Origin of the sequence: Zeimonas arvi (assembly GCF_008039575.1) — a bacterium.
GTDB classification, from domain to species: domain Bacteria; phylum Pseudomonadota; class Gammaproteobacteria; order Burkholderiales; family Burkholderiaceae_E; genus Zeimonas; species Zeimonas arvi.
This window is the reverse complement of sequence record NZ_VDUY01000002.1, coordinates 234,629-258,101: the sequence shown is the minus strand read 5'-3', so window position 1 is coordinate 258,101 and position 23,473 is coordinate 234,629. Positions and strand designations below refer to the sequence as shown.

27 protein-coding genes are annotated in these 23,473 nt (G+C 71.5%); 19 read left to right on the top strand and 8 right to left on the bottom strand.

From position 1 onward, the window contains the following. Position 1 precedes the first annotated feature (1 nt). Genes FHP08_RS05630 through FHP08_RS05615 form a run of 4 tightly spaced genes read left to right on the top strand, consistent with a single transcriptional unit; the run spans position 2 to position 3,230 of the window. Positions 2–874: an SDR family oxidoreductase gene (locus FHP08_RS05630; RefSeq protein ID WP_147703346.1), complete on the top strand. Its 873-nt coding sequence runs from the start codon at positions 2–4 to the stop codon at positions 872–874. Further along, the gene (locus FHP08_RS05625; protein WP_147703345.1) at positions 871–1,827 is read left to right on the top strand and encodes an alpha/beta fold hydrolase; all 957 of its coding nucleotides are present in this window, start codon (positions 871–873) and stop codon (positions 1,825–1,827) included. Before FHP08_RS05630 ends, FHP08_RS05625 begins: the two co-directional genes overlap by 4 nt. After that, complete coding sequence (locus FHP08_RS05620; RefSeq protein ID WP_147703344.1) at positions 1,817–2,779, top strand: alpha/beta hydrolase; 963 nt, start codon at positions 1,817–1,819, stop codon at positions 2,777–2,779. The genes FHP08_RS05625 and FHP08_RS05620 overlap by 11 nt, the downstream gene beginning before the upstream one ends. Positions 2,780–2,786: 7 nt before the next feature. After that, positions 2,787–3,230, top strand: coding sequence for a GNAT family N-acetyltransferase (locus FHP08_RS05615; protein ID WP_147703343.1), 444 nt, complete (start codon positions 2,787–2,789; stop codon positions 3,228–3,230). Between the two features lie 6 nt (positions 3,231–3,236). On the opposite strand, the gene FHP08_RS05610 is transcribed toward FHP08_RS05615, so the two are convergent. The 3 genes from FHP08_RS05610 to ygfZ are packed head-to-tail and all read right to left on the bottom strand — an operon-like array spanning position 3,237 to position 5,462. Beyond that, positions 3,237–4,034, bottom strand: coding sequence for an NRDE family protein (locus tag FHP08_RS05610; protein ID WP_147703342.1), 798 nt, complete (start codon positions 4,032–4,034; stop codon positions 3,237–3,239). A 4-nt stretch (positions 4,035–4,038) separates the two neighbouring features. Next, positions 4,039–4,344 (bottom strand): hypothetical protein, encoded by a 306-nt coding sequence (locus FHP08_RS05605; RefSeq protein WP_147703341.1) that lies wholly within the window; start codon positions 4,342–4,344, stop codon positions 4,039–4,041. Beyond that, a complete protein-coding gene (gene ygfZ, locus FHP08_RS05600; RefSeq protein WP_147703340.1) occupies positions 4,341–5,462 on the bottom strand; it encodes a CAF17-like 4Fe-4S cluster assembly/insertion protein YgfZ in 1,122 nt (373 codons plus the stop codon). The genes FHP08_RS05605 and ygfZ overlap by 4 nt, the downstream gene beginning before the upstream one ends. A 73-nt stretch (positions 5,463–5,535) precedes the next feature. Here ygfZ and mltG point away from each other — a divergent pair, with 73 nt between their 5' ends. The 10 genes from mltG to FHP08_RS05550 are packed head-to-tail and all read left to right on the top strand — an operon-like array spanning position 5,536 to position 15,436. Continuing rightward, the gene (mltG, locus tag FHP08_RS05595; RefSeq protein WP_147703339.1) at positions 5,536–6,534 is read left to right on the top strand and encodes an endolytic transglycosylase MltG; all 999 of its coding nucleotides are present in this window, start codon (positions 5,536–5,538) and stop codon (positions 6,532–6,534) included. Next, positions 6,531–7,148, top strand: a complete 618-nt coding sequence (tmk, locus tag FHP08_RS05590) for a dTMP kinase (RefSeq protein ID WP_147703338.1) — start codon at positions 6,531–6,533, stop codon at positions 7,146–7,148. The genes mltG and tmk overlap by 4 nt, the downstream gene beginning before the upstream one ends. After that, positions 7,149–8,213 carry a DNA polymerase III subunit delta' gene (gene holB, locus FHP08_RS05585; protein ID WP_147703337.1) on the top strand — a complete coding sequence of 355 codons (1,065 nt, stop codon included), beginning with the start codon at positions 7,149–7,151 and terminating at the stop codon, positions 8,211–8,213. It begins immediately after the preceding gene. Further along, complete coding sequence (locus tag FHP08_RS05580; protein ID WP_147703336.1) at positions 8,210–8,587, top strand: PilZ domain-containing protein; 378 nt, start codon at positions 8,210–8,212, stop codon at positions 8,585–8,587. The genes holB and FHP08_RS05580 overlap by 4 nt, the downstream gene beginning before the upstream one ends. Continuing rightward, on the top strand, positions 8,587–9,378 hold the full coding sequence (locus FHP08_RS05575) for a TatD family hydrolase (RefSeq protein ID WP_147703335.1): 792 nt from the start codon (positions 8,587–8,589) through the stop codon (positions 9,376–9,378). Before FHP08_RS05580 ends, FHP08_RS05575 begins: the two co-directional genes overlap by 1 nt. Positions 9,379–9,424: 46 nt before the next feature. Beyond that, positions 9,425–10,369, top strand: a complete 945-nt coding sequence (locus FHP08_RS05570) for an ankyrin repeat domain-containing protein (protein ID WP_147703334.1) — start codon at positions 9,425–9,427, stop codon at positions 10,367–10,369. Continuing rightward, a complete protein-coding gene (locus tag FHP08_RS05565) occupies positions 10,369–12,015 on the top strand; it encodes an FAD-dependent monooxygenase (RefSeq protein ID WP_147703333.1) in 1,647 nt (548 codons plus the stop codon). Before FHP08_RS05570 ends, FHP08_RS05565 begins: the two co-directional genes overlap by 1 nt. Before the next feature lie 29 nt (positions 12,016–12,044). Further along, the gene (locus FHP08_RS05560; protein ID WP_147703332.1) at positions 12,045–13,418 is read left to right on the top strand and encodes an efflux RND transporter periplasmic adaptor subunit; all 1,374 of its coding nucleotides are present in this window, start codon (positions 12,045–12,047) and stop codon (positions 13,416–13,418) included. Continuing rightward, entirely contained in the window at positions 13,415–14,173 is a 759-nt protein-coding gene (locus FHP08_RS05555) for an ABC transporter ATP-binding protein (RefSeq protein ID WP_147703331.1), read from the top strand. The genes FHP08_RS05560 and FHP08_RS05555 overlap by 4 nt, the downstream gene beginning before the upstream one ends. Positions 14,174–14,203: 30 nt before the next feature. Further along, positions 14,204–15,436 carry an ABC transporter permease gene (locus tag FHP08_RS05550; RefSeq protein ID WP_147703330.1) on the top strand — a complete coding sequence of 411 codons (1,233 nt, stop codon included), beginning with the start codon at positions 14,204–14,206 and terminating at the stop codon, positions 15,434–15,436. 58 nt (positions 15,437–15,494) lie between these two features. Here the strand turns inward: FHP08_RS05550 and FHP08_RS05545 are convergent, their stop codons facing one another. Then, complete coding sequence (locus FHP08_RS05545; protein WP_222707822.1) at positions 15,495–16,319, bottom strand: ZIP family metal transporter; 825 nt, start codon at positions 16,317–16,319, stop codon at positions 15,495–15,497. 41 nt (positions 16,320–16,360) lie between these two features. On the opposite strand from FHP08_RS05545, the gene FHP08_RS05540 reads away from it, so the two are divergent. The 3 genes from FHP08_RS05540 to FHP08_RS05530 all read left to right on the top strand — a co-directional run bounded on the left by FHP08_RS05540 (position 16,361) and on the right by FHP08_RS05530 (position 18,599). Then, positions 16,361–17,233 (top strand): helix-hairpin-helix domain-containing protein, encoded by an 873-nt coding sequence (locus FHP08_RS05540; protein ID WP_147703329.1) that lies wholly within the window; start codon positions 16,361–16,363, stop codon positions 17,231–17,233. Positions 17,234–17,462: 229 nt separating this feature from the next. Further along, a complete protein-coding gene (locus FHP08_RS05535; RefSeq protein WP_225879043.1) occupies positions 17,463–17,966 on the top strand; it encodes a GNAT family N-acetyltransferase in 504 nt (167 codons plus the stop codon). 165 nt (positions 17,967–18,131) lie between these two features. Then, a complete protein-coding gene (locus FHP08_RS05530; RefSeq protein WP_147703328.1) occupies positions 18,132–18,599 on the top strand; it encodes a hypothetical protein in 468 nt (155 codons plus the stop codon). Between the two features lie 33 nt (positions 18,600–18,632). On the opposite strand, the gene FHP08_RS05525 is transcribed toward FHP08_RS05530, so the two are convergent. Continuing rightward, complete coding sequence (locus tag FHP08_RS05525; RefSeq protein ID WP_147703327.1) at positions 18,633–18,911, bottom strand: cupin domain-containing protein; 279 nt, start codon at positions 18,909–18,911, stop codon at positions 18,633–18,635. Between the two features lie 205 nt (positions 18,912–19,116). Between FHP08_RS05525 and FHP08_RS05520 the strand changes: the two genes are divergently transcribed. Further along, complete coding sequence (locus tag FHP08_RS05520) at positions 19,117–19,560, top strand: CBS domain-containing protein (protein WP_147703326.1); 444 nt, start codon at positions 19,117–19,119, stop codon at positions 19,558–19,560. Positions 19,561–19,611: 51 nt separating this feature from the next. Here the strand turns inward: FHP08_RS05520 and FHP08_RS05515 are convergent, their stop codons facing one another. Together FHP08_RS05515 and FHP08_RS05510 are read right to left on the bottom strand one after the other, a co-directional pair. Further along, positions 19,612–20,163: a hypothetical protein gene (locus FHP08_RS05515; RefSeq protein WP_147703325.1), complete on the bottom strand. Its 552-nt coding sequence runs from the start codon at positions 20,161–20,163 to the stop codon at positions 19,612–19,614. Positions 20,164–20,340: 177 nt separating this feature from the next. Beyond that, positions 20,341–20,817 carry a CBS domain-containing protein gene (locus tag FHP08_RS05510; protein WP_187272177.1) on the bottom strand — a complete coding sequence of 159 codons (477 nt, stop codon included), beginning with the start codon at positions 20,815–20,817 and terminating at the stop codon, positions 20,341–20,343. A 137-nt stretch (positions 20,818–20,954) separates the two neighbouring features. On the opposite strand from FHP08_RS05510, the gene FHP08_RS05505 reads away from it, so the two are divergent. Further along, complete coding sequence (locus tag FHP08_RS05505) at positions 20,955–21,680, top strand: Mut7-C RNAse domain-containing protein (protein WP_147703323.1); 726 nt, start codon at positions 20,955–20,957, stop codon at positions 21,678–21,680. Positions 21,681–21,692: 12 nt separating this feature from the next. Here FHP08_RS05505 and groL read toward each other — a convergent pair whose 3' ends face one another. Beyond that, the gene (gene groL, locus FHP08_RS05500) at positions 21,693–23,315 is read right to left on the bottom strand and encodes a chaperonin GroEL (RefSeq protein WP_147703322.1); all 1,623 of its coding nucleotides are present in this window, start codon (positions 23,313–23,315) and stop codon (positions 21,693–21,695) included. Positions 23,316–23,473: the final 158 nt, after the last annotated feature.

Here is a 23,473-nt window from a genome sequence, read left to right as displayed (position 1 = left end):
CATGAAGGAATTCGCAGGCAAGGTCGCGGTCGTCACCGGCGCAGGCAGCGGCTTCGGGCGCGAGTTCGCGCGCATCGGCGCATCGCTGGGCATGAAGCTGGTGCTGGCCGACATCCAGGCCGACGCGCTGGCGGCGACCGCAAGCGAGCTGCAGGCGCGCGGGGTGGCGCTCGTCGCCGAGCAGGTCGACGTGAGCCAGGCCGAGGACGTCGAGCGCCTCGCGCGGCGCACGAAGGAAGCCTTCGGCAAGGTCCACCTGCTGTTCAACAACGCGGGCGTGGCCGCCGGCGGGCTGGTCTGGGAGCACTCGACCCGGGACTGGGAGTGGGTGCTGGGCGTGAACCTGTGGGGCGTGATCCACGGTGTTCGCTGCTTCGTGCCGATGATGCTGGAGCAGGGCGACGAGTGCCATGTGGTCAACACCGCCTCGGTGGCGGGGCTCCTGTCGACCCAGCTGATGGGCGTCTACAACGTGAGCAAGCACGGCGTGGTCACGCTCACCGAGACGCTCTACAACGACCTGCGCCTGAAGGGCGCGAACGTGGGGGTCACGCTGCTGTGCCCGGCCTACGTGCCCACCGGCATCAACCAGTCGGAGCGCAACCGCCCGCCCGAGGCGCAGCCGGAGGGCGAGGAAACCGAGTCGATGAAGGCCGCGCGCGCGGCGATGGACAAGGCGGTGACCTCGGGCAGGATCAGCGCCGAAGACGTCGCCCGGATGACTTTCGACGCGATCCGCGAGAACCGCTTCTACGTGGTCACGCATCCGAAGATCCTGTCCTCGGTGGAACTCCGGCTTCAGGACATCGTGGCGCAACGCAATCCGAGCGACCCGTTCACGTTCAAGAAGGACGTGGCGGTGAAGAAACTGTGAGCGCCGCGGGCGAAGGCGCGCGCTCTGCGAGCAGCTCGCCGCCGGTGGTCGAGGGCGGCTTCGTCGAGGTGCAGCCCGGCCTGCGGCTGCACTACGCGCGCTGCGGCGACGCCTCGAAGCCGCTGATGCTGATGCTGCACGGCTTTCCCGAGTTCTGGGGCGCCTGGCGGCACCTCATGCCGGCCTTCGCCGACGCGTATCACGTGGTGGCGCCGGACCTGCGCGGCTACAACCTGTCGGACAAACCGGCCGCGGTCGCCGACTACCGGCCGTCGAAGCTGATCGCCGACGTGGCCGGGCTGGTGCGCGCGCTGGGGCACGAGCGTTGCGTGCTGGTGGCGCACGACTGGGGCGGCGCGATCGCCTGGTCGGTGGCGATCGCCCACCCGGAGCTGATCGAGCGGCTGGTGATCCTCAATGCGCCGCATCCGGTGCCCTTCGCTCAGGCGCTCGCCTCCGATCCGGCCCAGATCCGCGCCTCGCAGTACATGAACTGGCTCAGGCGCCCGGGCAGCGAGACCGTGCTGGCGCAGGACGGCTTCGCGCGGCTGGAGAGCTTCTTCCTGAATCTGGGCGGCGAGGCCTGGTTCGACGCCGCCACGCGCCAGGCCTACCACGCGGCCTGGTCGCAGCCCGGCGCGCTGGCCGGCGGCGTCAACTGGTATCGCGCCTCGCCTCTGCACCCGGCCACCGAGAGCGAACCGGGGGCGTCGGGCCTGTCGCTCGACGCGCAGGCCTTCACGGTTCGGGTGCCCACGCTGGTGATCTGGGGCGAGCGCGACACTGCGCTGCTGCCGGTCCTGGTCGAGGGGCTCGATGCGCTGGTTCCGGATCTGCGCATCGTGCGCCTGCCCGAGGCGACTCACTGGCTCGCGCACGAGCAGCCGGAGCGGGTGGCGGCGGAGATCCGCGCTTTCCTGGGTCTCGGCCCCGAGGGTCGCGATGCCGCTTGATCCGCAGGTCGAGAAGATCCTGCTCTGGGCCAGGAGGGCCAACGCGCCGGCCTACCACGACATCGGCGCCGACGCGGCCCGGACGCACTACGAGCGGATCGCGGGCACGCTGGACATCGTGACGCCGGACCTGCACGAGGTCGTCGATTTCGAAGTGCCGCTGGCCGGGCGCAGCCTGAGGGTGCGCCAGTACGCGCCCTGGCCGCACCACTGGGCCGAGCCGCGGCCGGCCCTGGTCTACTTCCATGGCGGTGGCTTCACGATCGGTTCGGTGGCCACCCACGACCGGGTCTGCCGGGTGTTGGCGCGCGGCGGGGACTGCCTGGTCTATTCGGTCGACTACCGGTTGGCGCCGCAGCACAAGTTCCCGGCCGCCGTCGACGACGCCTTCGATACGCTGGCCTGGATCCGCGACGAGGCCCAGTCGCTGGGGGTGGACCTGACACGGCTCGCGGTGGGCGGCGACAGTGCCGGCGGCACGCTGGCGGCGGCCTGCGCGATCCACGCGCGCGACCGAGGCTGGCCGCTGGCCCTGCAGCTGCTGGTCTACCCGGGGCTCTCGCACGACCAGCAGACCGGATCGCACCGCCGCTTCGCCAGCGGCTACCTGCTCGACGCCGAGACGGTGCAGTGGTTCTTCGCGCAGTACCTGCGCGGGCCGGAGGATCGGCTGGACTGGCGCTTCGCGCCGCTGCTCGCGGAGGATCTGGCCGGCGTGGCGCCGGCCTGGATCGCGGCGGCCGAGTTCGACCCGCTGCACGACGAAAATCTCGCCTACGCCGAGCGGCTGCGCGAGGCCGGCGTCCCGGTCGAGCTCGTCGACTACCCGGGGATGATCCACGCCTTCTTCCAGCACGCCGGCTTCGTGCCGGCCGCGCGGCGGGCCCACGACGACGCCAGCGCGGCGCTGAGGCGCGCCTTCGGCGGCTTCGACGACGACTTCATCGGGTGAGCCGGCCATGAGGGCGAGCATCGCTGGCGACCGGGCCTGCCTTCGCTGCGGCGACTGGGCGGCGTTGCGCGAGGTCGCCGCGCCGGTGCGCACCGAGGTCTTCATCGTCGAGCAGGCGATACCGGCCGAGCTCGAGTGGGACGAGGACGACGCGGTGTCGATTCACTGCGTGGCCTTCGCCGGCGATCGTGCGGTGGGCTGCGGACGGCTGCTTCCCGACGGCCGGATCGGCCGGATGGCGGTGCTGAAGCCCTGGCGCGGCCAAGGCCTGGGCGGAGCGATCCTCGAACGGCTGGTCGAGGCCGCGAAGGCGCGCGGGGACGTCGTCGCGCGGCTCAGCGCCCAGTGCCACGCGGCAGGGTTCTACCGGGCCCACGGCTTCCTGCCCGATGGCCCCGAGTTCGATGAGGCCGGGATCCCGCACCTGCCGATGAAGCGTGCCCTGCGCTGAGCCGGCTCAGGCGCTCTCGCCGATCCTGAAGCTCGCGCGGGATTCGCGCACCGGCCTGTCGCCGGCGGGCGGCCAGCTGCGTTCCACGAACTCGACCCGGCCGTCATGGCCGACCAGCACCAGGGTGGAGGCCCGCGTGCCGTAAGCGTCGGCGCGGATCATCGCCGGGCCCAGCAGGCGCTCGCGGTCCAGGCCGATTCCGGTGTCGGGCAGCTCGTCGTCGGCAGGCAGGCTGTGGTCGGCGAGCGCCTCGAACAGGCGTTGCTCCGGGGTTTCGTGGCGATCCAGCACGCCGGCCACGCGCTCGCGCAGCCTGCGGACCTTGGGCCAGTCCGTGTCCAGCAGGTGGTTGGACAGCCCGTGCACGCCGGGTGCGATCTCGGTCGGCGAAGCGGGCGCGCGGTTGGACAGGTAGCGGGCGCGGGGTCCCCGGCCACCCTCGGCGCCGAGGTCGAAGAGCAGCAGGTTGAAGCCCGACCACCGGGCGCCGTCGGCGCCGATCGTGCTTGCCCAGTCGTCGATGTCGGCGCCGCCGCTCACGAAACCGGCGACCAGCTCGCCCCGCGAGCGTGGGCCCGCCGGCGCGCCGGGTTCGCGATAGTTGGTGACGACAGCGAGTCGGCCGCGCCGGTCGATCGCCAGCCAGCTGCCGCCGGCCTCGAGGTCGCGGCCGCCGAACACGCCGGGCGCCTGCGGCCACCAGCCTGCCGAGGCGGCCGGCCGCGCGTGGAACTCGTCGCGATTGCCGGCCAGCGCCAGCCGCCAGCGCGGGTGGGAGAGCCAGGCGAAGCCGATCAGGCACATGGCGTCAGGCCTCGGGGGGATGCCAGGAAAAGGACTCGAGGTGCGGCTCGCCCTGCATCAGCGCGGCAAGCCCGGTGCTGCCGATGTTCTTGTGAATCCGGTAGAGCAGGGCGTCGAAGCGTTCGACCGGAACAGGGCCGGCGTCGAGCATCCAGGTCCGGTAGGGGCGGTCTTCCTCGCGCCGGTGGCCGATCCGGGCAGCGGCGTCGGGAGCGATGGCCTCGGCGAGCCGCGCCAGCGCCGCCCGCACCGCGGGATCCTCGGCCGGGTCGGCGCGAAACCAGAGCATCGCGGACAGCGTCTCGGTCATTGCGCAGCCGCCGTGTCCAGCGGGATCGCATAAGGCAGGGGCAGCGGCTGCAGCGCGCGCCCGTCCGGCGTGCGCAGCCGGCCTTGCAGCGCCGCGTCGATGACTGCTTCGTGCAGCACCACCAGGCCGCCACCCGGCGCGGGCGCGCTGGCTACGACGACGCCGACTGGTTCGCTCGCGTCGTCGGCCAGCAGATCGCTGCCCGGTGCGGGCGCGGAGCCGGGCTCGCCGGCCAGCTGCGCGACGAAGCTGCGCCGCTTGGGCTTGCCGCGATAGTGCAGGCGGGCGACGACCTCCTGCCCAGGGTAGCAGCCCTTCTTGAAGCTCACGCCACCGACCAGCTCCCAGTTGACCGTCTGCGGTACGAAGGTCTCGCTGGTGGCCGGCACGATGCGCGGCTCCCCGGCGAGGATCTCGCCGGCCCGCCACCACGAGGACGAAGCGGGCGCCAGCCGCGCGGCCAGCCGAACCCAGGTCGCGGCCAGCGCCGCGAGCGGGACCACCAGCCACCAGCGAGGGCCGATCACCGGCGCCGGCGCGAAGCCGATCGCGAGCTGCGTCGGATCGTTGCCGCGGGCGACGCGCATCGGCGCGGGCGGCTCGATGCCGAGTCCGCGAAGGGCGTCGGCCGCGGGCTCGCCGGTCAGCCCCAGGATGGCGACCGCGTCGGATGCGTCCTCGACCTTGGCCTTGGCCCGCAGCACGAACATGGACAGTCGCTTGCGCAGCGGCTCGGCCAGCGCCCGGGAGACCGCGAAGCGAAGCGCGTCGCCGTCGCGCCAGAGCGGGCCCGCGGCGAGCAGGCGACCCTTTGGCGTGCAGTAACCGTTGAAGCGGACCTCGTCGGTGGCCTGGCCGGCGATGTCGTTGGTGGTCTGGCCCTGCAGGAAGGCGAGCGCGTCGGCGCCCGAGACGGACAGCAGGCCCCAGTCGGGCAGCAGCGCGAGGCGCCCCGGGGCGGGAGCGCCCGCCGACGTGCCGGTGGCGGCCGGCTCGTCGAACTGCGCTTGCGGGCCGTGTGGATCGTCGGCGAACCGGGGGGCATGAGGGGCGCCGCACTGCGCGATCGCGTCGCGCACCGCGGCTTCGTCGAAGGAGGGGGGGAGGATCGTGGTCATCTCGAGGGCCTTCGTGGCGCGAGGAACCGCCACCGAGGATTTATTATAGGGATCCGTCGAGATCCTCCTGCCGATGCCCAGACTCAAGACCCTGCTGTTCCTCGCCCTGCTCGCCGCGGCGATTACGCTTGCCGCCGGCTGGTATGCGGTCGAGCGCGCGCCCGTGCCGATGCCCGAGGGCAAGGTCAGGGTGGTCGTGCCCAAGGGTGCCCACGTGCGCGCCGCCGCGGCGGCGCTGCGCGAGCAGGGCATCGCGGTCTCGCCCACGCTGATGTTCGCGCGCTACCGGATGCGCGGGCTCGACGGGCAGCTGAAGGCCGGCACCTACGAGTTCAGCGCGCCGCAGACGATCGACAGCCTGCTCGACCGGCTGGTGTCCGGCGATACCGTCGTCGAAACGATCCGCTTCCTGGAGGGCTGGACCTTCCGGCAGATGCGCGCGGCAATCGACGCGCATCCGGAGCTGAAGCGGGACACCGCCGGTCTCGACGACGCCGAGATCCTGAAGCGGATCGGCGCCGACGAGCAGCATCCCGAAGGGCTCTTCATGCCGGAGACCTACGGCTTCGCGCCGGGCACCAGCGACCTCGAAATCTATCGCCAGGCCTACCGGCTGATGAAGCGCAAGCTGGCCGAGGCCTGGGAGAAGCGCCAGCCCGGTCTGCCGATCGCCGATCCCTATCAGGCCCTGGTGCTCGCCTCGATCGTCGAGAAGGAGACCGGCAAGCCCGAGGAGCGCGGGAAGGTGGCCGCCGTGTTCGTGAACCGGCTGCGGATCGGCATGATGCTGCAGAGCGACCCCACGACCATCTACGGCCTGGGCGAGCGATTCGATGGCAACCTGCGAAAGCGCGATCTGCAGGCCGACTCGCCGTACAACACCTACACCCGGGGCGGCCTGCCGCCCACGCCGATCGCCTTGCCGGGCGCGGCGTCCATCGAGGCGGTGCTCGCGCCGGCCGACATCAAGGCGCTGTACTTCGTGGCGCGGGGCGATGGCACCAGCGTGTTCTCGAACAATCTCGCCGACCACAACCGGGCGGTGGCCCGTTACCAGCTCGGCAGGCAATGAGTCCGATCGGACGGTTCGTCACCTTCGAGGGCATCGACGGCGCGGGCAAGAGCACGCACATCGACTGGTACGTCGACCGGCTGCGCGCGCGGGGCATCGATGCGATACGCAGCCGGGAGCCTGGTGGCACGCCGCTCGCCGAACGGCTGCGCGAGCTGCTGCTGAACGAGCCGATGTCGATGGACACCGAGCTGATGCTGATGTTCGCGGCCCGCCGCGACCACCTGGAGCGCCTGGTCCGCCCGGCGCTGGCGGCAGGCAGGTGGGTGGTCTGCGATCGCTTCACCGACTCGACCTGGGCCTACCAGGGCGGCGGCCGCGGCGGCTCCGCCGAGCGGATCGCCTGGCTGGAACAGTGGGTGCACGGCGACTTGCAGCCCGACCGGACCTACCTGTTCGACCTGCCGGCGGAACTGGCGGCCGAGCGGCGGGCCTCCGCCCGGACCGCCGACCGTTTCGAGCGCGAGGACGAGGCCTTCTTCCGGCGGGTGCGCGAGGCCTACCGGCAGCGCGCAGGGCAGTCGCCGGGGCGCTTCCTGGTCGTCGACGGTCGCCGGACGATCGAAGATATCCAGAAACTGCTCGAAAATGACATCGCAAGTATCGGAATCTGAATGATTCATCCGTGGCACCGCGCTGTATTCGATCGCCTGCTCGCCGGCCGCGGGCGGCAGCATCACGCGCTGCTGCTGAGCGGGCCGGCCGGCATCGGCAAGGCGGCGCTGGCCACGGAGCTGGCCCGCGCGCGGTTGTGCGAGCGACCGGCGGCCGACGGCTCGGCGTGCGGGCGCTGCGATGCCTGCGCCTGGTTCGATGCCGGCAATCATCCCGACTTCCGGCTGCTGACCCCCGGCGGCGACGAGCGCGCCGCGGCGGAGGAGGGGGAGGCCGCGCCGGCGGCCCGTGGCGGAAAAGCCGGCAAGCCCTCGCGCGAGATCCGGATCGAGCAGGTCCGCGCGCTCGACACCTTCCTCGAGGTCGGTTCGCATCGCGGCGGGGCGCGGGTGATCGTGGTCGAGCCCGCCGATGCGATGAACGCGGTGGTCGCCAACGCGCTGCTCAAGCGGCTCGAGGAGCCGCCGCCCGGCGCGGGCTTCATCCTGGTGGCGAACCGCCTGGCCGCGCTGCCGGCCACGATCCGCTCGCGTTGCCAGAAGGTTTCGCTGCCGCTTCCGCCGGCCGAGTCGGCGGCTGCCTGGCTGGTGGGCGAATGCGGCATTCCGGCCGCCCAGGCCGCGTTCTGGCTCGCTGCGGCGGGCGGGGCGCCGCTGCTGGCGAGCCGTCTGGCGACGGACGGCGATGCTGCGGCGTACCGACGGATCGTCGACGCCTTCGCCGGGATGCCCGAGGCTGGTATCGTAGCGACGGCCGATGCGTTGAACGGCGTGGAGCCGCCCGATTGGGCGGGTGCCGCGCAGACCTGGGCGGCCGATCTGGCCAGGGTCTGCGCGGGGGCCATGCCGAGGCGGCACGTCGACCGCATCGACCGGCTGAAACGCGTCGCGTCGGGAACGACGCTCGCACGGATCACGGCGCTCGAGCGCCGGCTCAGGGCCTTGCCGCGCGAGGCCTCGCATCCGCTCAATCCGCGGCTGCTGCTCGAAGACGTGCTGCTGGACTACCGCCGCGCACTGGCCGGATCGCCAGGCGGCCGAACGAGGACCGCTGAACCACGATGAGCAACGACACGATGCCCAACACCGCGATCGGCGGCGGGGTGCGCCCCGGTGTGCTGCAGCTCGCGTTCAAGGAGAAGGCCGCGCTCTACGCGGCCTACATGCCCTTCATCGACGGCGGCGGCCTGTTCGTGCCCACCACCCGGCCGGCCAACCTCGGCGACGAGATCTACCTGATCCTGCAGCTCGTCGACGATCCCAACCGCCTGCCGCTCACCGGCAAGGTGGTCTGGATCACCCCGGCCGGCACGCCGGGGCGGCAGCAGGGGATCGGCGTGCAGTTTCCCAAGGACGAGGCCGGCGCCCAGGTGCGCGATCGCATCGAGACCCTGCTCGGCGGCACGCTCAAGGCCGCCCGCCCCACCCACACCATCTGATGTTCGTCGACTCCCACTGCCACCTGGACTTTCCCGAACTCGCCGAGCGCTTCGACACGATCCTCGAGAACATGGCGGCCAACGACGTGGGCCGCGCGCTGTGCATTGCCGTCACGCTGCCCGACTTCCCGCGGGTGCTGGCGCTGGCCGAGCGCGATCGGCGGCTGCACGCCTCGGTGGGCGTCCACCCCGACCATGCCGACACCGACGAGCCCGATGTGGACACGCTGGTGCGGCTCGCCGCGCACCCGAAGATCGTGGCGATCGGCGAGACCGGCCTGGACTACTACCGAGAACCCCGCGAAGACGAGGCCGCCTGCCGCGCCTTGCGCGAGCGCCAGCAGCAGCGCTTCCGCGTGCACATCCGGGCGGCGCGCCAGACCGGCAAGCCGCTGGTCGTGCACACCCGGTCGGCCTCGGCGGACACGATCCGGCTGCTGCGCGAGGAGGGCGCCGAGGCCTGCGGCGGGGTGCTGCACTGCTTCACCGAAGACTGGGAAACCGCGAAAGCCGCCCTGGATATCGGCTTCTACGTGTCGTTCTCGGGCATCGTGACCTTCCGCAATGCCGAGCCGCTGCGCGAGGTGGCGGCCCGGGTGCCGATCGAACGGCTGCTGATCGAGACCGACTCGCCCTACCTGGCGCCGGTGCCGTTCCGCGGCAAGACCAACGAGCCGGCCTTCGTGCGGCACGTCGCCGAGCGGATCGCCGAGATCAAGGGCTTGCCGTTGGCGCAGGTCGCCGATAGAACGACCGAGAATTATTTGAATCTTTTCAAGATCCTGGACTGAGATGTTGATGTCGATTCTTGAACATTCGCGTGCGGATTCAGGCGGCGTGAACGGGCGCCGGGGGCGTCGCGGCGCTGCCGGGACGGCCCTGGCGCTGCTGCTGGCCGTCGCGTGCCTCGGCGGGCTGGCGCTTGCGCCCGAGGCGGCGCGGGCGCAGTCCACACGGGCCTCCGCCGCGCCGCAGGACTTCTGGGACGCGATCCGACTCGACGACGTCAAGGCCATGCAGACCGAGATGCTGCGCGGGGCCAGCGCGAACGCCAGGCATCCCGAGCACGGCCCGGCAATCGTGGTGGCGGCCCGCGAGCGCTCGCCGAAGGCGCTTGCCTATCTGGCGCAACTGTCGGGCACCCGGATCGACGCCACCAACGCCCGCGACGAGACCGCGCTGATGCTGGTGGCCCTGCAGGGCGACCTGGACAGCGTGAAGCTGCTGGTCGAGCGCGGCGCGGAGGTCAACCGGCCGGGCTGGACGCCGCTGCACTACGCGGCGGCGGGCGGCCACGTCCCGGTCATCGCCTTCCTGCTCGACGAGAGCGCATACATCGACGCCCAGTCGCCGAACCGGACCACGCCGCTGATGATGGCGGCGCGCCAGAAGCACACGAACGCGGTGCGCGTGCTGGTCGAGGCCGGCGCCGATCCGACCCAGCGCAACGAGGCGGGCTACGGCGCGGCCGAGTACATGGAGGCCCATGGCGAAAAGGCCGAGGCGCAGTGGTTGCGCGAGCGGGCGGCCGAGTTCGAGAAGCGCTACGGCACCGTCGACAAGCCGCGGCCGGCTCGATCTGCCGCGACGCCGCCGCCCGCCACACCCCCTGCCGCCGCGCGTCCCGCGGCCGCGCCGCCGGCCGCATCGCCTGCGCCGACCGTGCGCCCGGTCGTCCCGCCGGCGGCCGAGGCCTTGCCTCCGCCGAGCGAGCTCGCGGTTCCCGCGGGCCCGTCGCGGGCCGAGCCGCCGCGCGTCCGGCTGCCGGGCACCCGCGACTGATGGGCCTGGCGCACGAGGCGGCATTCGAGGTCGCGATCGCCGGCGGTGGCCCGGTCGGGCTGATGCTCGCGATCGAGCTCGGCCGGCGCGGCGTGCGCACGCTGCTGGTCAACGAGCGGCCGGACACTTCGCCGCATCCGCAGGCCAACGCCACCCAGGCGCGCACGATGGAGCATTACCGCCGGCTCGGCTTTGCCGACCGGATCCGCGCCACCGGCCTGCCGCCTGACTACCCGACCGACATCTGCTACTTCACCCGCTACGCCAGGCACGAGCTGGCGCGCTTCGCGCTGCCCTCGTCGCGCGACGCCCGGGTGCTGGTGCGCAACCTGGGCGGTTCCTGGAGCGCGGCCGAACTGCCGCATCGCGGCTCGCAGATGTTCATCGAGCGGGTGTTGCGCGACGAGGCGGCGAAGCTGCCTTCGGTGAGCCTGCGCTACGGCTGCCGGCTCGCAGGCTTCGAGCAGGCCGAGGACGGCGTGACGCTCCAGCTCGACCCGGGTGGCGAGCCGGTGCGCGCGCAATGGCTGGTCGGCTGCGACGGCGCGCGCAGTGGCGTGCGCCGGGCGCTCGGCATCGGCTGGACCGGCGAGACCGGCATCCGGCGGGACTTCATGGGCGGGCGCATGATGGCGATGCATTTCCGCTCGCCCGACCTGTACGCGGTGATCGGCCGGCCCCCGGCCTGGATGTACTGGACCTTCAACGCAGGCCGGCGCAGCTTCATGGCCGCGATCGACGGCGTCGACGCCTTCGTCTTCCACACCCAGCTGCGCAGCGACGAGGATCCCGAGGCGATCGACGACGAGGCGCTGAAGGCCATGTTCTTCGAAACCCTGGGCGCGCGTTGCGAGCTCAGCCTGCTGTCGCGCTCGTCCTGGCTGGCCGGGCACGCGCTGGTGGCCGAGCGGTTGCGCGAGGGCCGCGTGTTCCTGGCCGGCGACGCCGCCCACCTGTTCACGCCCACTGGCGGCCTGGGCTACAACACTGGCGTCGAGGACGCGGTGAACCTGGGCTGGAAGCTCGCCGCGGTGCTGCGCGAAGGCGCGCCGGCCTCGCTGCTCGACAGCTACGAGGCCGAGCGTCGCCCCGCCGCGATCCGCAACACCGGCCATGCGCGCGGTTTCGCCGACTCCATCGGGCTCCTCGTGCCGCCGGAGGGACTCGAGGACGAAACATCGGAAGGTGAGGCCTTGCGCCGGCAGGCCGGCGAACGGCTGCTGGCCCATGCGAAGGCCGAGTTCGACATCCCGGGCATCACCTTCGGCACCCGCTGCGACGGCTCGCCGATCGTGGCCCGCGACGACGAGGCGCCGCCGCCCGACCGTGCCGACCTCTATCAGCCCACCTCGATTCCCGGCGGCCGCGCGCCGCACGCCTGGCTGCCCGACGGCGGCTCGCTCTTCGACCGCTTGGGGTTCGGCTTCACCTTGCTCGAGCTGGCGCCGGACGAGCCGGTTGGCGATGCGCCGCCGGTGCAGGACATCGCCGGCCTCACGCACCTGAGGATCGTCGCGGCCGAGGCGCGCGCCGCCGGCCTGCGCGACCTGTATCCGAGGCGCTTCACGCTGATCCGCCCCGACCAGGTCGTGGCCTGGCGCGGCGAGCGATTGCCCGGCGATCTTCGCAGGCTGATGTTCGGGTAAGCCGCCCCCTCGATGCGCGACCGCAGACCATGAAAAGAACGGGAATCGCCGGCCTGGGGCTCGCCGCCTTGCTGCTTGCCGGCGCCGCCGCCTGGTGGTGGCAGCAGGCGGATGGCAACGGTGAGCCGGAGTACCGCACGGCGCCGATCGGCCGCGGCGACATCGTGTCCACGGTCAGCGCCTCGGGCACGATCAATCCGGTCGGCAGCGTGTCGGTCGGCTCGCAGATCTCCGGCCAGCTCCGCCAGGTGCTGGCGGACTTCAACGACGAGGTCCGGGCGGGGCAGGTGCTCGCCCGGATCGACCCGGAGACCTTCAGGCATCGTCTGGCGCAGGCCGAGGCGGACCTGGTCGCGACCCGCGCCCAGGTGGCGGTCCAGCAGGCCCAGATCGAGGCGCGCCGCGCCGAGCTCGCCCGGATCGACGTGAACCTCGACGAGTCGCGGCGCGATCTGGCGCGCAAGCGTGACCTGGCCGAGCGCGGCTTCATCTCGCCGGCCGAGTCAGAGAAGGCCGCTTCGCTGGTGCGCGCGCAGGAGCAGGAGCTGTCGGCCGGCCGCGCGGCGATCGAGGTCGCGATCGCCCAGCGGCGTAACACCGAGGCGGTGGTCAGGCAGCGCGAGGCGGCGGTGGCCGCGGCGCGGGTCGACCTGGACCGCACCGTGATCCGCAGCCCGGTCGACGGCGTGGTCATCAAGCGCTCGGTCGATGCCGGCCAGACGGTGGCCGCGAGCCTCCAGGCGCCCGAACTGTTCGTGATCGCCCGCAACCTGCGCGACATGCAGGTCGACACCAGCATCGACGAGACCGACATCGGCCGGATCGAGGTGGGCCAGAAGGCGAGCTTCACCGTCGATGCCTATCCCGGGCGGCGCTTCGACGGCAAGGTGTCGCAACTGCGGATGGCCGCCACCAACGTGCAGAACGTGATCACCTACAACGTGATCGTGACCTTCTCCAACGCCGAGGGCCTGCTGCTGCCCGGCATGACTGCCAACGTGCGGATCGTCTCCGAGCGGCGCGAGGACGTGCTCACCGTCCCCAACGCCGCGCTGCGCCTCCGGATCGCCGGGCTCACCGACCGTGCCGAGGCCCCGATGGACGCGCCGGCCGGACAGGCCGCGCAGGCGGGCGATCAGGGCGCGCAGTCCGCCGGGCAGGGCGCCCGGGCGCAGGCAGGGGGCGGCGGCAGCCCCCCGGGGTCGGCCAGCGAGCGCGGCCGCCCGGGCCGCCTCTGGCTGCTCGAGGGCGGCGAGCCCAGGGCGATCGAGGTGCGGGTCGGGCTCGGCGACGGCACCAGCACCGAGGTGGCGGCGCCGGGCCTGGCCGAGGGCCAGCAGGTCATCGTCGGGGTGGCGCCCTCGGGCGCGCGGGGCCGGCGCGAGTTGCGCATGTTCCGATGAGCGCGGGCGCGAATCCCCTCAGCGCGGGCAAGCCCGGGGTCGCGCCGCTGATCGCGGTCCGAGAGCTGGTCAAGACCTACCGAATCGGCGAGACCGAGGTGCGCGCGCTCGATCGCGTGTCGCTGGACATCGCGCGCGGGGAATGCGTGGCGATCATGGGCCCCTCCGGGTCGGGCAAGTCGACCTTCATGAACATGCTGGGCTGCCTGGACGTGCCCGACTCCGGCAGTTACCGGCTGGCCGGCGACGAAGTGGCGGGCCTGTCCGACGACGCGCTGGCCGCGATCCGCAATCGCAGCGTCGGCTTCGTGTTCCAGCAGTTCAACCTGCTGGCGCGCACCCGGGCGCTCGAGAACGTCGCGCTGCCCCTGCTCTACGCCGGCGTCGGCCGGGCCGAGCGGGAGCGCCGCGCGCGGGAGCGCCTCGAGCAGGTGGGGCTGGGCGAGCGGCTCGAGCACACCGCGGCCCAGCTCTCCGGCGGCCAGCAGCAGCGGGTGGCGATCGCCCGCGCGCTGGTCAACGATCCCCTGCTGCTGCTGGCCGACGAGCCCACCGGCGCGCTCGACACCCGCACCTCGCTCGAGGTGATGGCGCTGCTGCAGTCGCTGAACCGGGCGGGGCAGACCATGGTCTTCGTGACCCACGAGGCCGAGGTGGCGCGTTTCGCCTCGCGCGTCGTGCGCTTTCGGGACGGCCGCGTCGAGCGCGACGAGCGCCGCGTGCCGGAAGACGCCGTGGCGCTGGCCGCTGCCTGAGGCGCACGAGGCGCGAGGCAGGAACAGGCGATGGGCTTCCTCGGCACGCTGGCGATCGCGCTGAAGGCGCTGGCCACCAACAAGCTGCGTTCCGCGCTCACGATGCTGGGCATCGTCATCGGCGTGGCGGCGGTGATCGCGATGATCGCGATCGGGCGCGGCGCCCAGCAGAGCGTGGCCGAGCAGCTGAGCGGGCTGGGTTCGAACGTGATCGTGGTCTGGCCCGCGTCGGCCAGCACCGGCGGCCTGCGCCTGGGCGCCAGCACCGCGCCCAGCCTGTCGGAAGACGACGCGACGGCGATCGCCCGCGAGGTGCCGGGGGTGCTCCTGGCCGCGCCGCTGCTGCGCGCCAACCAGCAGATCATCGTCGGCAACACCAACTGGCAGTCGAGCGTTCACGGCATCACCAACGACTACCTCGAGGCGCGGGACTGGGTGCTGGCGGCGGGCAGGGCCTTCGAGCCGGGCGAGATCGGCGCCTCGGGAAAGGTGGCGATCATCGGCAGCACCGTGGCGCGCGAACTGTTCGGCGACAGCGACCCGATCGACCGGCCGATGCGGATCGGGCGACTGCCGGTCACGGTGGTCGGCGTGCTCGCGCCCAAGGGACAGAGCGCCTGGGGCAACGACCAGGACGACGTGGTCATGGTGCCGATCTCCACGATGCGCAACCGGATCCAGGGCCAACCCACCGGGCGGCTGAAGCGGGTCGGGTCCATCAGCATCAAGGCGGCGAGCGCCGAGGCGCTGCCCGGCGCGATGGAGGGCATCCGCGCGCTGCTGCGTCAGCGTCACCGGCTGCAGTCGGGACAGGACGACGACTTCGGGATGCGCAACCTGACCGAGATCGCCGAGACCCGCGAGGAGGCCAGCCGGACCCTGTCCTGGCTCCTGGCGGCAGTCGCCGGCGTGAGCCTGCTGGTGGGCGGCATCGGCATCATGAACATCATGCTGGTCAGCGTGACCGAACGCACCCGCGAGATCGGCCTGCGCCGCGCGGTGGGCGCGCGGGCGCGAGACATCCTGCTGCAGTTCCTGGTCGAGGCCACCACGCTGTCGGTGATCGGCGGCCTGCTCGGCACGCTGCTGGGCGTCGGCGCGGCCATCGCGGTGGCGGAGTTCGTCGGCTGGCGCACGCTGCTCGGCCTGGACGCGATCGTGCTGGCAGTGGGCTTCGCGGCGGCGATCGGCATCTTCTTCGGCTTCTGGCCGGCCCGGAAGGCGTCGCGGCTGCAGCCGATCGAGGCACTCAGGCACGAGTAGCGCAGGGCGTTGCGGCACGAGCAGCGCGAGGCGCTGCGGAACGACCAGTGCGGCAGGCTCAGGCCAGCGCCACGTCCAGGTAGAACATCAGCCCGAAGCCCACGAACAGCGAGGCGGTCGCCGAGTCGCCGAAGCCGGCGCGGTGGGTCTCGGGGATCACCTCGTCGCTGATCACGAAGAGCATCGTGCCGCCGGCAAAGGCCAGCGCCAGCGGCAGCAGGGCCTGCGAGATCGACAGCAGGCCGGCGCCCGCCATCGCGCCGGCGATCTCGATCAGGCCGGTGAGCGCGGCCACGCCGAGGGCCTGCGCGCGCGAGTAACCCAAGGCGGCCAGCGACATCGCCACGGCCAGCCCCTCGGGCAGGTTCTGCAAGCCGATGCCCAGGGTGACGCCCAGTCCGATGCGCTCGTCGCCGCTGGCCGCGCCCACGCCCATCGACAGGCCTTCCGGGAAGTTGTGGACCGCGATCGCGAACACGAAGAGCCAGACCCTTGCCAGCCGCGACTGCCGGCCTGGGCCTTCGTGGCCCTTCTCGAAGTGCTCGTGCGGCAGGAAGTGGTGGATGGCGAACATGGCCAGCCCGCCGGCCATCATCGCCGCCACCACCGCCGCGGCACCGGGCTTCGGGCCGCCGAACATCGGCTGGGCCAACTCCAGCCCGGGCAGCAGCAGCGAGAACACCGTGGCCGCGAGCATCACGCCGGCGGCGAAGGCCAGCATCGCATTGGCGGTGCGCTCGGACAGGCTGCCCACGAACAGGGCGGGCAGGGCCCCCACGGTGGTGGCCAGGAATCCGCCCACGGTGGCGGCCAGCATCGCGGCCAGGAGCGGCGAAGCGTCGGCGAGCGAGGTGAAGGCGGCGAAGGCGGAGGTCGATTCCATGGCGAGATTCTAGGTGCTCATGCCGCTGATATGCTGGCGCGATGCCCGACACGAACCGCTCACCGTCGAACGCCGAAGTCGCCGCGAAGCTGCGTGAGATGGCGCAATTGCTCGAGGGACAGGGCGCCAACCCCTACCGGATAGGCGCCTACCTGCGAGGTGCCGACACGGTGGAATCACTGGGCGAGCCGATCTCCCGGCTGTTCGAGGCCCAGGGGCCGGAAGGGCTCGACGCCCTGCAGACGATCGGCGCGGGCCTCGCGGCGGCGATCGCCGAAATCCTGATCACCGGATCGTGGTCGCAACTGGATCGTCTGCGCGGCAGCATCGATGCGGCGAAAGTGTTCGAGCAGGTGCCGGGCGTCGGCAGCGAGCTCGCGCAAGCAATCCATGACACCCTGCACGTGGATACGCTCGAAGCCCTGGAACTGGCCTGTCGGGACGGCCGCGCCGCGCAGGTGCCCGGAGTGGGCGAACGGCGGGCGCAGGCGATCTGCGATTCGGTTTGCGCGATCCTGGATCGGCGGCGCAGCGCCCGGCGTCGCCCGGCGCCGGTGCCCGTCAGCGAAGAGCCCCCGATCGAACTCCTGCTGGACGTGGATCGCGAGTACCGCGAGAAGGCCGTTGCCGGAAACTTGCCGAAGATCGCGCCCAGGCGCTTCAACCCTTCAGGCGAGGCCTGGCTGCCGGTGATGCACGCGAACCGCGACGGCTGGCATTTCACCGTGATGTACTCCAACACCGCCAGGGCGCACGATCTGCACAAGACGCACGACTGGGTGGTGATCTACTTCTACGACGACCAGCATGCCGAGCGCCAGCACACGGTGGTCACCGAGACGCGTGGCACGCTCGAAGGCCTGCGCGTGGTTCGAGGCCGCGAGGCCGACTGCCTGCGGCAAGCCCGGCGATGACCACACCGCGGCGCAGGTAGGTGGGGTGGTCCAGCGTGCGCAGGCTGGGCGCGGACAGGCCTTCGGGTCGGGCAGGGCGGTCGGCCGTTGCCAGATTGGCATCCGCGATCAGGCCGCGGAGGTACTGGGCGAGTCGAACGATGAAGCGGGTCATGTCAGTCTCCGTCGGTATGAGAAGACTGTATATAAAAACAGTTAAAGGCGCAAGCACTGCCTGCCGGCGGCGCCGATGAGCATGGAGCGAGCGACCGACTTGCGCCCGGCCGCGATCAGGATCCGGCTCGCCAGGTTCCCGGACCACGCCGAGCGCGTCCGAGGGCTCTTCTGGGAGTACGCCGACAGCCTTGGAGTCGATTTGTGCTTCCAGGGCTTCGAGGACGAACTGGCCGGTCTGCCTGGCAAGTACGCAGCGCCTGGCGGATGCGTCTTGCTCGCCTGGGCCGGCACCGAGCCCGCTGGCTGCGTGGCGCTTCGGCCGGTGGGCGGCGGGTGCGCCGAAATGAAGCGGCTCTACCTGAGACCGGCTGCGCGCGGTCTGGCTGTCGGGCGGAGATTGGTCGAGCGGGTCTGCGAGCGGGCGCGCGGGGCGGGATATCGCTGGGCGTGCCTGGACACGCTGCCGGGCATGACGGCGGCGGCGCAGTCGTACCGCTCGACGAGCTTCGTGCCGATCGAGCCTTATGTCTTCAATCCGGTGCCAGGTGCGATGTTCATGGGTCTAAAATGCGCATAATGTATATTATGTCAACTCAAAGATGAGCATCAAGCCGTCGACCACCGGACGCCGCTGGTCGGCACCCGATTGGCCTGCCGGGCCTCGGCGTTGCCCAATCCCTCCAGGAGCGCCCCGCTCCGCTGCTTTCGTCGAGGCAGTCGCGTCTGGTAACTGGAGGTTCTCGTGAAGCCCGAAGTCCTGCAATTCGAGCCGGTGAGCGTCGAGGACGCGCGCAAGGCGCTGGACAGCGCGGTCGTGGCGCCAGCGCCCACCCGTGATCCAAGCCTGCTTCGAGCGCCGTCGGATCCTTCGAGCCTGGTCCTGTCCGACCGGGCGCTGCGCTGGCTCTCGGAACTGCCTGCCGAGGCGCGTCCGTTCGCCTTGCCTCGGGATTTCGTGCGAATCGCCAATCGCCTCGCCGATGCCTGGCAGGATCCGGACGCCTGCCTGAAGTATCTCGATTCGCTGCTGTTCAGCGACCGTCCCAGGAAGCGAGGTTTCCCGGATCAGGTCGGACTCGAAATCGCGAGGCTGCGCGATTACCGGATGGCGCGCGCGGGCCTTCTTCCGGCCGGCCCCCACTCGGATGTGTGGTCCGAGGTCGAAGGCTTCCAGCGGCTCGATCGCAGGGGCGCGACGAAGCCGGTCTGAACGCTCACGCGAGAACGGTGGCCCCCGGGATGCTCAGCCCCGGTGCCGCCGCCCCACCAGGAAGCTGTAGCCGTCCGGGCCGTAGTGCTCGGTGTGCTCGCGCCCTGCCTCGACTTCCAGGATGTCGCCGGCCTGGTAGACCCGCGGCGCCTCGCCGCTGCACGCGATGGTGGCCGACCCGGCCAGCACCAGCGCCCGCACGTCGTAGGGATGGCTGTGCAGGTCGATCACGTGGTTGGGCTCGATCGTCTTCTCGACGATCTCCAGGTAGCCGTCGGCGATCAGCTTGCGCTTGAAGGCTTCGATGTCCATCGGTGCAATCTCCTCGTCGGCGCCAGAACACGCTCTGTGCGCAAGGCGTTCAGCATAGCGCCCGTCGGCTGGGCCGATCTCGTTTCCCGGAGGCGCGGACTGGTGCGCGTGCCGGCGTCTGTCGTGCCGCGGCATCGGTCCTCGCGCAGTCGGCGAAAAAGCGCGAAGATCGCGACAATACCAGTGCGCATTCCAGGAGCTTGCCATGAAGCCGGTCTCCGTAATCCTTCGCAGCAAACCGGACAACCGGGTCCACACGATCGGGCCCGACGAATCGGTGCTCGACGCCATCACGAAAATGGCGCGCGAGGGCGTTGGCGCGCTGCTCGTCTGCGAGCCCGGCGGGCGCATCGTCGGCATCGTCACCGAGCGCGACTACGCCCGCAAGGTGATCCTGATGGGCCGCTCCTCGAAGGACACGGCGGTGCGCGAGATCATGACGCCGGACGTGATGTACGTGAGCCCCGAGCACACGAACGAGCAGTGCATGGCGCTGATGACCGAGCGCCGACTGCGGCACCTGCCGGTGATCAGCGGCGGAAAGCTGGTCGGGCTGGTGTCGATCGGCGACCTGGTCAAGGACATCATTTCCGAACAGCAGTTCGTCATCGACCAGCTGCAGCACTACATCATGGGCGACCGCGCCTGAGCGGCGGCAGGGGCGCAGCGCGCAGGCTCGCCGAGGGGGCGTCGCGGCGCTTCAACCGCGCTCGGCGCAGGCGCGGATCGCGTCCGGCGAGCCCAGGTCCAGGCAGTGCCTGAGGTCGCGGTCCCGGGGCAGGCGCACCGGTTGCGACTGCACGGACCCCGTGCCTTGCGGCGCCCGCGAGTCGTCTCGCCCCGCGGTGCTGGCGTCGACGCCGCGCAGCTGCTGCGCCGCGCGAGGCGACGGCCCTGGCGGCGGCTCAACCTTCCAGGTCTGGAACAGCACCCACCCCACGACCACGATGCCCAGCGCATCCCAGGCCCAGGACCACCTGCGGGACCTGGCCTCCTTGTGTCGGGTGCCCGGCCGTGAAGTGCCCGCGCGTCGGTGCAGGCTCCGTCCGCCGGGCAGCAGCGCGATCACCAGAACGATCAGCACCGCAGCCAGGTCGGCGAGCAGGTAGCGCGGGTCGCCTGCAAGCAGGCCGAAGGCCGCGACCGCCAGGGCGGTGAGCACGACCAGCCACCCCTTGCGGGTGGCCAGGCCGACGATCAGCACCGGCGCGGCGTACAGCAGCGCGGTCGCAACGACCGTCGAGTCGGGCATGGTCGTTCCTCCTGGTTCAAGCGAGGAACGATCGCGCCGCCGGCGCCCTGCGGGCAAGGTGACCCCGACGCGCGGTCGATGCGGCCGGATTCCCGCCGCCCGGCCGAAGCCGGGCCCCCTGTTCCGGTGCGGCGCCGGGTCTGAACGGCCAGCGGAGCCGGCCCCGGACGATCCTGGTCAGCCGGCTTCGGCGCCCCGAGTGGCCCGCTCCCGGGTCTGTTCGGCGCGCATCACGCGAACCAGCCCGTCGACTTCCTCGGCCAGGACTTCCCACAGGTTGTCGGCCGACACGATGCCCGCCAGCGCGCCGTCGGCGTCGACCACCGGCAGGCGGCGCACGCCCCGCTCGCGCATGGTGGCGAGCACCGCGAGCAGGTCGTCGCCCTCGCGAGCGATGGCGGGGTTGCCGCTCATGATTTCGCCCGCGGTCAGCACGTCGGCGGCAACGCCGAAGGCCACGACCTCGATCGCGATGTCGCGGTCGGTGAGCATGCCGACCGGGAATCTGCGGCCGCCCTTCGCGTCGACGACCACCAGGCTGCCGACATGCTCGTCGTGCATCAGCTTCGCGCAGGCGGCGATCGGCATGTCGCGGTCGACGGTGACGACGTCGCGCACGCAGTAGTCGGCAACGCTGCTGGATCGGGCTCTCATGGCGGGATTCCTTGGGGATGGGGGGCCGGCCGGAACCGGCAACACGGGGGGCCGGCCGGAACCGGCAACACGATATGCTGGCATCGACGGCGCGCCGGCGCCTTGAGACCGGTCAACGCCGCCGCCGCGTGCGCCGCATGACCTTGATCCGTTTCCACGGCGAGCTGAACGACCTGATCCCCCGGCCGATGAAGCACCGGGCCTTCGGCTTTCGCAGCGCCGAGCATGCGACGCTCAAGCACGCGATCGAAGCCTTCGGCGTGCCTCACACCGAGGTCGGCCGCGTGCTGGCCGACGGCGCCGAGGCCGGGCTGGAGCACGCGGTCGCGCCCGGCGAGGCCATCGAAGTGTTCCCGGCCCTGCCCTGGGTCCCGGATGTCCGCAGCGATGCCGAAGCGCCCGCCTTCCTGGCCGATGCCCACCTGGGCGGGCTGGCTCGCCGGCTTCGGCTGCTGGGCTTCGACACCCTCCTGGCCGACGATTCACCCGACCACCTGCTGGCTGCGCTCGCCGACGACGATGGCCGGATCCTGCTGAGCCGCGATCGCGAGTTGCTCAAGCACCGCCGGGTCGCCCGCGGCCGCTATGTGCGCGCCTCGCGCACCGACGAGCAGCTGCGCGAGGTCGTCCGTCATTTCGGGCTCTGGCGGTCGGCAAGGCCTTTCAGTCGCTGCCTGGCATGCAACGCTCCGCTTCGAGCGGCCCGGCGAACGGAGGTCCTCGATCGCTTGCCGCCGGACGTCGCGGCGACTCGTGCCGCGTTCACGCTGTGCGGCGGCTGTGGCCGCGTCTACTGGCCCGGATCGCACTGGCGCAGGCTGCGCGCCGTCGTCGCGTCGATCATGGCGGAGGTGCCGCCATGAGCCCCTCGCGGTCTACATTTCCCCGCCCATCGGCATCTGCGGCGGTGCCGTGGCCGGCTGCGGCTTGCGTGCCACCATGCAGGCGGTCGTCAGGATGAGCCCCGAGATCGAGGCGGCGTTCTGCAACGCGGTGCGGGTGACCTTGCAGGGATCGAGCACGCCCATCTCGACCATGTCGCCATAGATGCCCTTGGCTGCGTTGTAGCCGAAATTGCCTTGCTCGCCGGCCACGCGGTTGACCACCACCGAGGCTTCCTCGCCGGCGTTCTCGACGATCTGGCGCAGCGGGTCCTCGAGCGCGCGCGCCACGATCCGGATGCCGGCGTCCTGGTCGAGGTTCTCGCCCTTCAGGCCGGCGAGCACTGTCCGCGCGCGGATCAGCGCGATCCCGCCGCCTGGCAGGATGCCCTCCTCGACCGCGGCGTGCGTGGCGTGCAACGCGTCTTCCACGCGGGACTTGCGCTCCTTCATCTCCATCTCGGTGGCCGCGCCCACCTTGACCACCGCCACCCCGCCGGCCAGCTTGGCGGCGCGCTTCTGCAGGTTCTCCCGGTCGTAGTCGCTGGTGCTCTCCTTGATCTGCTCGCGGATCGTCGCGATCCGCGCCTCGATAGCGGCCGGGTCCCCTGCCCCGCCGATGATCGTGGTGTCGTCCCTGTCGATCTCGACCCGGGTGGCGCGCCCCAGATCGGCGAGCTGCGCCTTCTCCAGCGACAGGCCGGCCTCCTCGGCGATCACCTTGCCGCCGGTCAGCACCGCGATGTCCTCGAGCGTCGCCTTGCGGCGATCGCCGAAGCCCGGCGCCCGCACGGCGCAGGCCTTCAGGGTGCCGCGCAGCGCATTGACGACCAGCGTCGCGAGCGCCTCGCCCTCGACCTCTTCGGCCACCACGAGCAGGGGCCGGCTTGCCTTGGCCACCTGCTCGAGCACCGGCAAGAGCTCGTGGATGCCGCTGATCTTCCGGTCGAACAGCAGGATGTACGGGTCCTCGAGCACGGCCTGTTGCTTGTCGGCCACGTTGATGAAGTAGGGCGACAGGTAGCCGCGGTCGAACTGCATGCCCTCGACGACCTCCAGCTCGCTGGCCAGCCCGGAGCCGTCCTCGACCGTGATCACGCCGTCCTTGCCGACCTTCTCCATTGCATGGGCGATCAGCTGGCCGATCGATGCGTCGTTGTTGGCCGAGATCGTGCCGACCTGGGCGATCTCCTTCTGGGTCGCGCAAGGCCTGGCCAGCTGCCTGAGCGCCTCGATGACCGCCTCGACCGCCAGGTCCACGCCGCGTTTCAGGTCCATCGGGTTGAGACCGGCGGCCACGTGCTTCATGCCTTCCAGCACGATGCCCTGGGCCAGGATCGTGGCGGTGGTGGTGCCGTCGCCGGCGATCTCCGACGTCTTCGCAGCCACCTGGCGCACCATCTGCGCGCCCATGTTCTCGAACGGGTCCTCCAGCTCGATCTCGCGCGCCACGATCACGCCGGAGTTGATGATGGTGGGCGGACCGAAGCTGTTCTCGAGCACCACGGTGCGGGCCTTGGGACCGAGCGTGACCTTGACCGCGTCGGCCAGCGTGGCCACGCCGCGGACGATCTTGGCGTGGGCGTCGTTGTCGAAGAGCACGATGCGGGCGGGCATGGCGGAACCTCCTGCTGGTCGAATGAGCGCCGAGGGCTGGGTCGATACCCTCAGAAACTTAGCAGCCGCACGGGCGACCAGGCTTGCGGCACGTCAAGCGCGCAGACCGTGCCGGAACCGGCGCTGCCGGCCCCGCGGCCGCGCCCCCCGATTCGATC

Excerpts from the sequence above, each read along its gene's own strand:
- FHP08_RS05630 (WP_147703346.1), top strand. The coding sequence starts at position 2 with ATGAAGGAATTCGCAGGCAAGGTCGCGGTCGTCACCGGCGCAGGCAGC.
- FHP08_RS05620 (WP_147703344.1), top strand. The coding sequence starts at position 1,817 with ATGCCGCTTGATCCGCAGGTCGAGAAGATCCTGCTCTGGGCCAGGAGG.
- FHP08_RS05615 (WP_147703343.1), top strand. The coding sequence starts at position 2,787 with ATGAGGGCGAGCATCGCTGGCGACCGGGCCTGCCTTCGCTGCGGCGAC.
- FHP08_RS05610 (WP_147703342.1), bottom strand. The coding sequence starts at position 4,034 with ATGTGCCTGATCGGCTTCGCCTGGCTCTCCCACCCGCGCTGGCGGCTG.
- FHP08_RS05605 (WP_147703341.1), bottom strand. The coding sequence starts at position 4,344 with ATGACCGAGACGCTGTCCGCGATGCTCTGGTTTCGCGCCGACCCGGCC.
- ygfZ (WP_147703340.1), bottom strand. The coding sequence starts at position 5,462 with ATGACCACGATCCTCCCCCCCTCCTTCGACGAAGCCGCGGTGCGCGAC.
- mltG (WP_147703339.1), top strand. The coding sequence starts at position 5,536 with ATGCCCAGACTCAAGACCCTGCTGTTCCTCGCCCTGCTCGCCGCGGCG.
- tmk (WP_147703338.1), top strand. The coding sequence starts at position 6,531 with ATGAGTCCGATCGGACGGTTCGTCACCTTCGAGGGCATCGACGGCGCG.
- holB (WP_147703337.1), top strand. The coding sequence starts at position 7,149 with ATGATTCATCCGTGGCACCGCGCTGTATTCGATCGCCTGCTCGCCGGC.
- FHP08_RS05580 (WP_147703336.1), top strand. The coding sequence starts at position 8,210 with ATGAGCAACGACACGATGCCCAACACCGCGATCGGCGGCGGGGTGCGC.
- FHP08_RS05575 (WP_147703335.1), top strand. The coding sequence starts at position 8,587 with ATGTTCGTCGACTCCCACTGCCACCTGGACTTTCCCGAACTCGCCGAG.
- FHP08_RS05565 (WP_147703333.1), top strand. The coding sequence starts at position 10,369 with ATGGGCCTGGCGCACGAGGCGGCATTCGAGGTCGCGATCGCCGGCGGT.
- FHP08_RS05560 (WP_147703332.1), top strand. The coding sequence starts at position 12,045 with ATGAAAAGAACGGGAATCGCCGGCCTGGGGCTCGCCGCCTTGCTGCTT.
- FHP08_RS05555 (WP_147703331.1), top strand. The coding sequence starts at position 13,415 with ATGAGCGCGGGCGCGAATCCCCTCAGCGCGGGCAAGCCCGGGGTCGCG.
- FHP08_RS05550 (WP_147703330.1), top strand. The coding sequence starts at position 14,204 with ATGGGCTTCCTCGGCACGCTGGCGATCGCGCTGAAGGCGCTGGCCACC.
- FHP08_RS05545 (WP_222707822.1), bottom strand. The coding sequence starts at position 16,319 with ATGGAATCGACCTCCGCCTTCGCCGCCTTCACCTCGCTCGCCGACGCT.
- FHP08_RS05540 (WP_147703329.1), top strand. The coding sequence starts at position 16,361 with ATGCCCGACACGAACCGCTCACCGTCGAACGCCGAAGTCGCCGCGAAG.
- FHP08_RS05535 (WP_225879043.1), top strand. The coding sequence starts at position 17,463 with ATGAGCATGGAGCGAGCGACCGACTTGCGCCCGGCCGCGATCAGGATC.
- FHP08_RS05525 (WP_147703327.1), bottom strand. The coding sequence starts at position 18,911 with ATGGACATCGAAGCCTTCAAGCGCAAGCTGATCGCCGACGGCTACCTG.
- FHP08_RS05520 (WP_147703326.1), top strand. The coding sequence starts at position 19,117 with ATGAAGCCGGTCTCCGTAATCCTTCGCAGCAAACCGGACAACCGGGTC.
- FHP08_RS05515 (WP_147703325.1), bottom strand. The coding sequence starts at position 20,163 with ATGCCCGACTCGACGGTCGTTGCGACCGCGCTGCTGTACGCCGCGCCG.
- FHP08_RS05510 (WP_187272177.1), bottom strand. The coding sequence starts at position 20,817 with ATGAGAGCCCGATCCAGCAGCGTTGCCGACTACTGCGTGCGCGACGTC.
- FHP08_RS05505 (WP_147703323.1), top strand. The coding sequence starts at position 20,955 with ATGACCTTGATCCGTTTCCACGGCGAGCTGAACGACCTGATCCCCCGG.
- groL (WP_147703322.1), bottom strand. The coding sequence starts at position 23,315 with ATGCCCGCCCGCATCGTGCTCTTCGACAACGACGCCCACGCCAAGATC.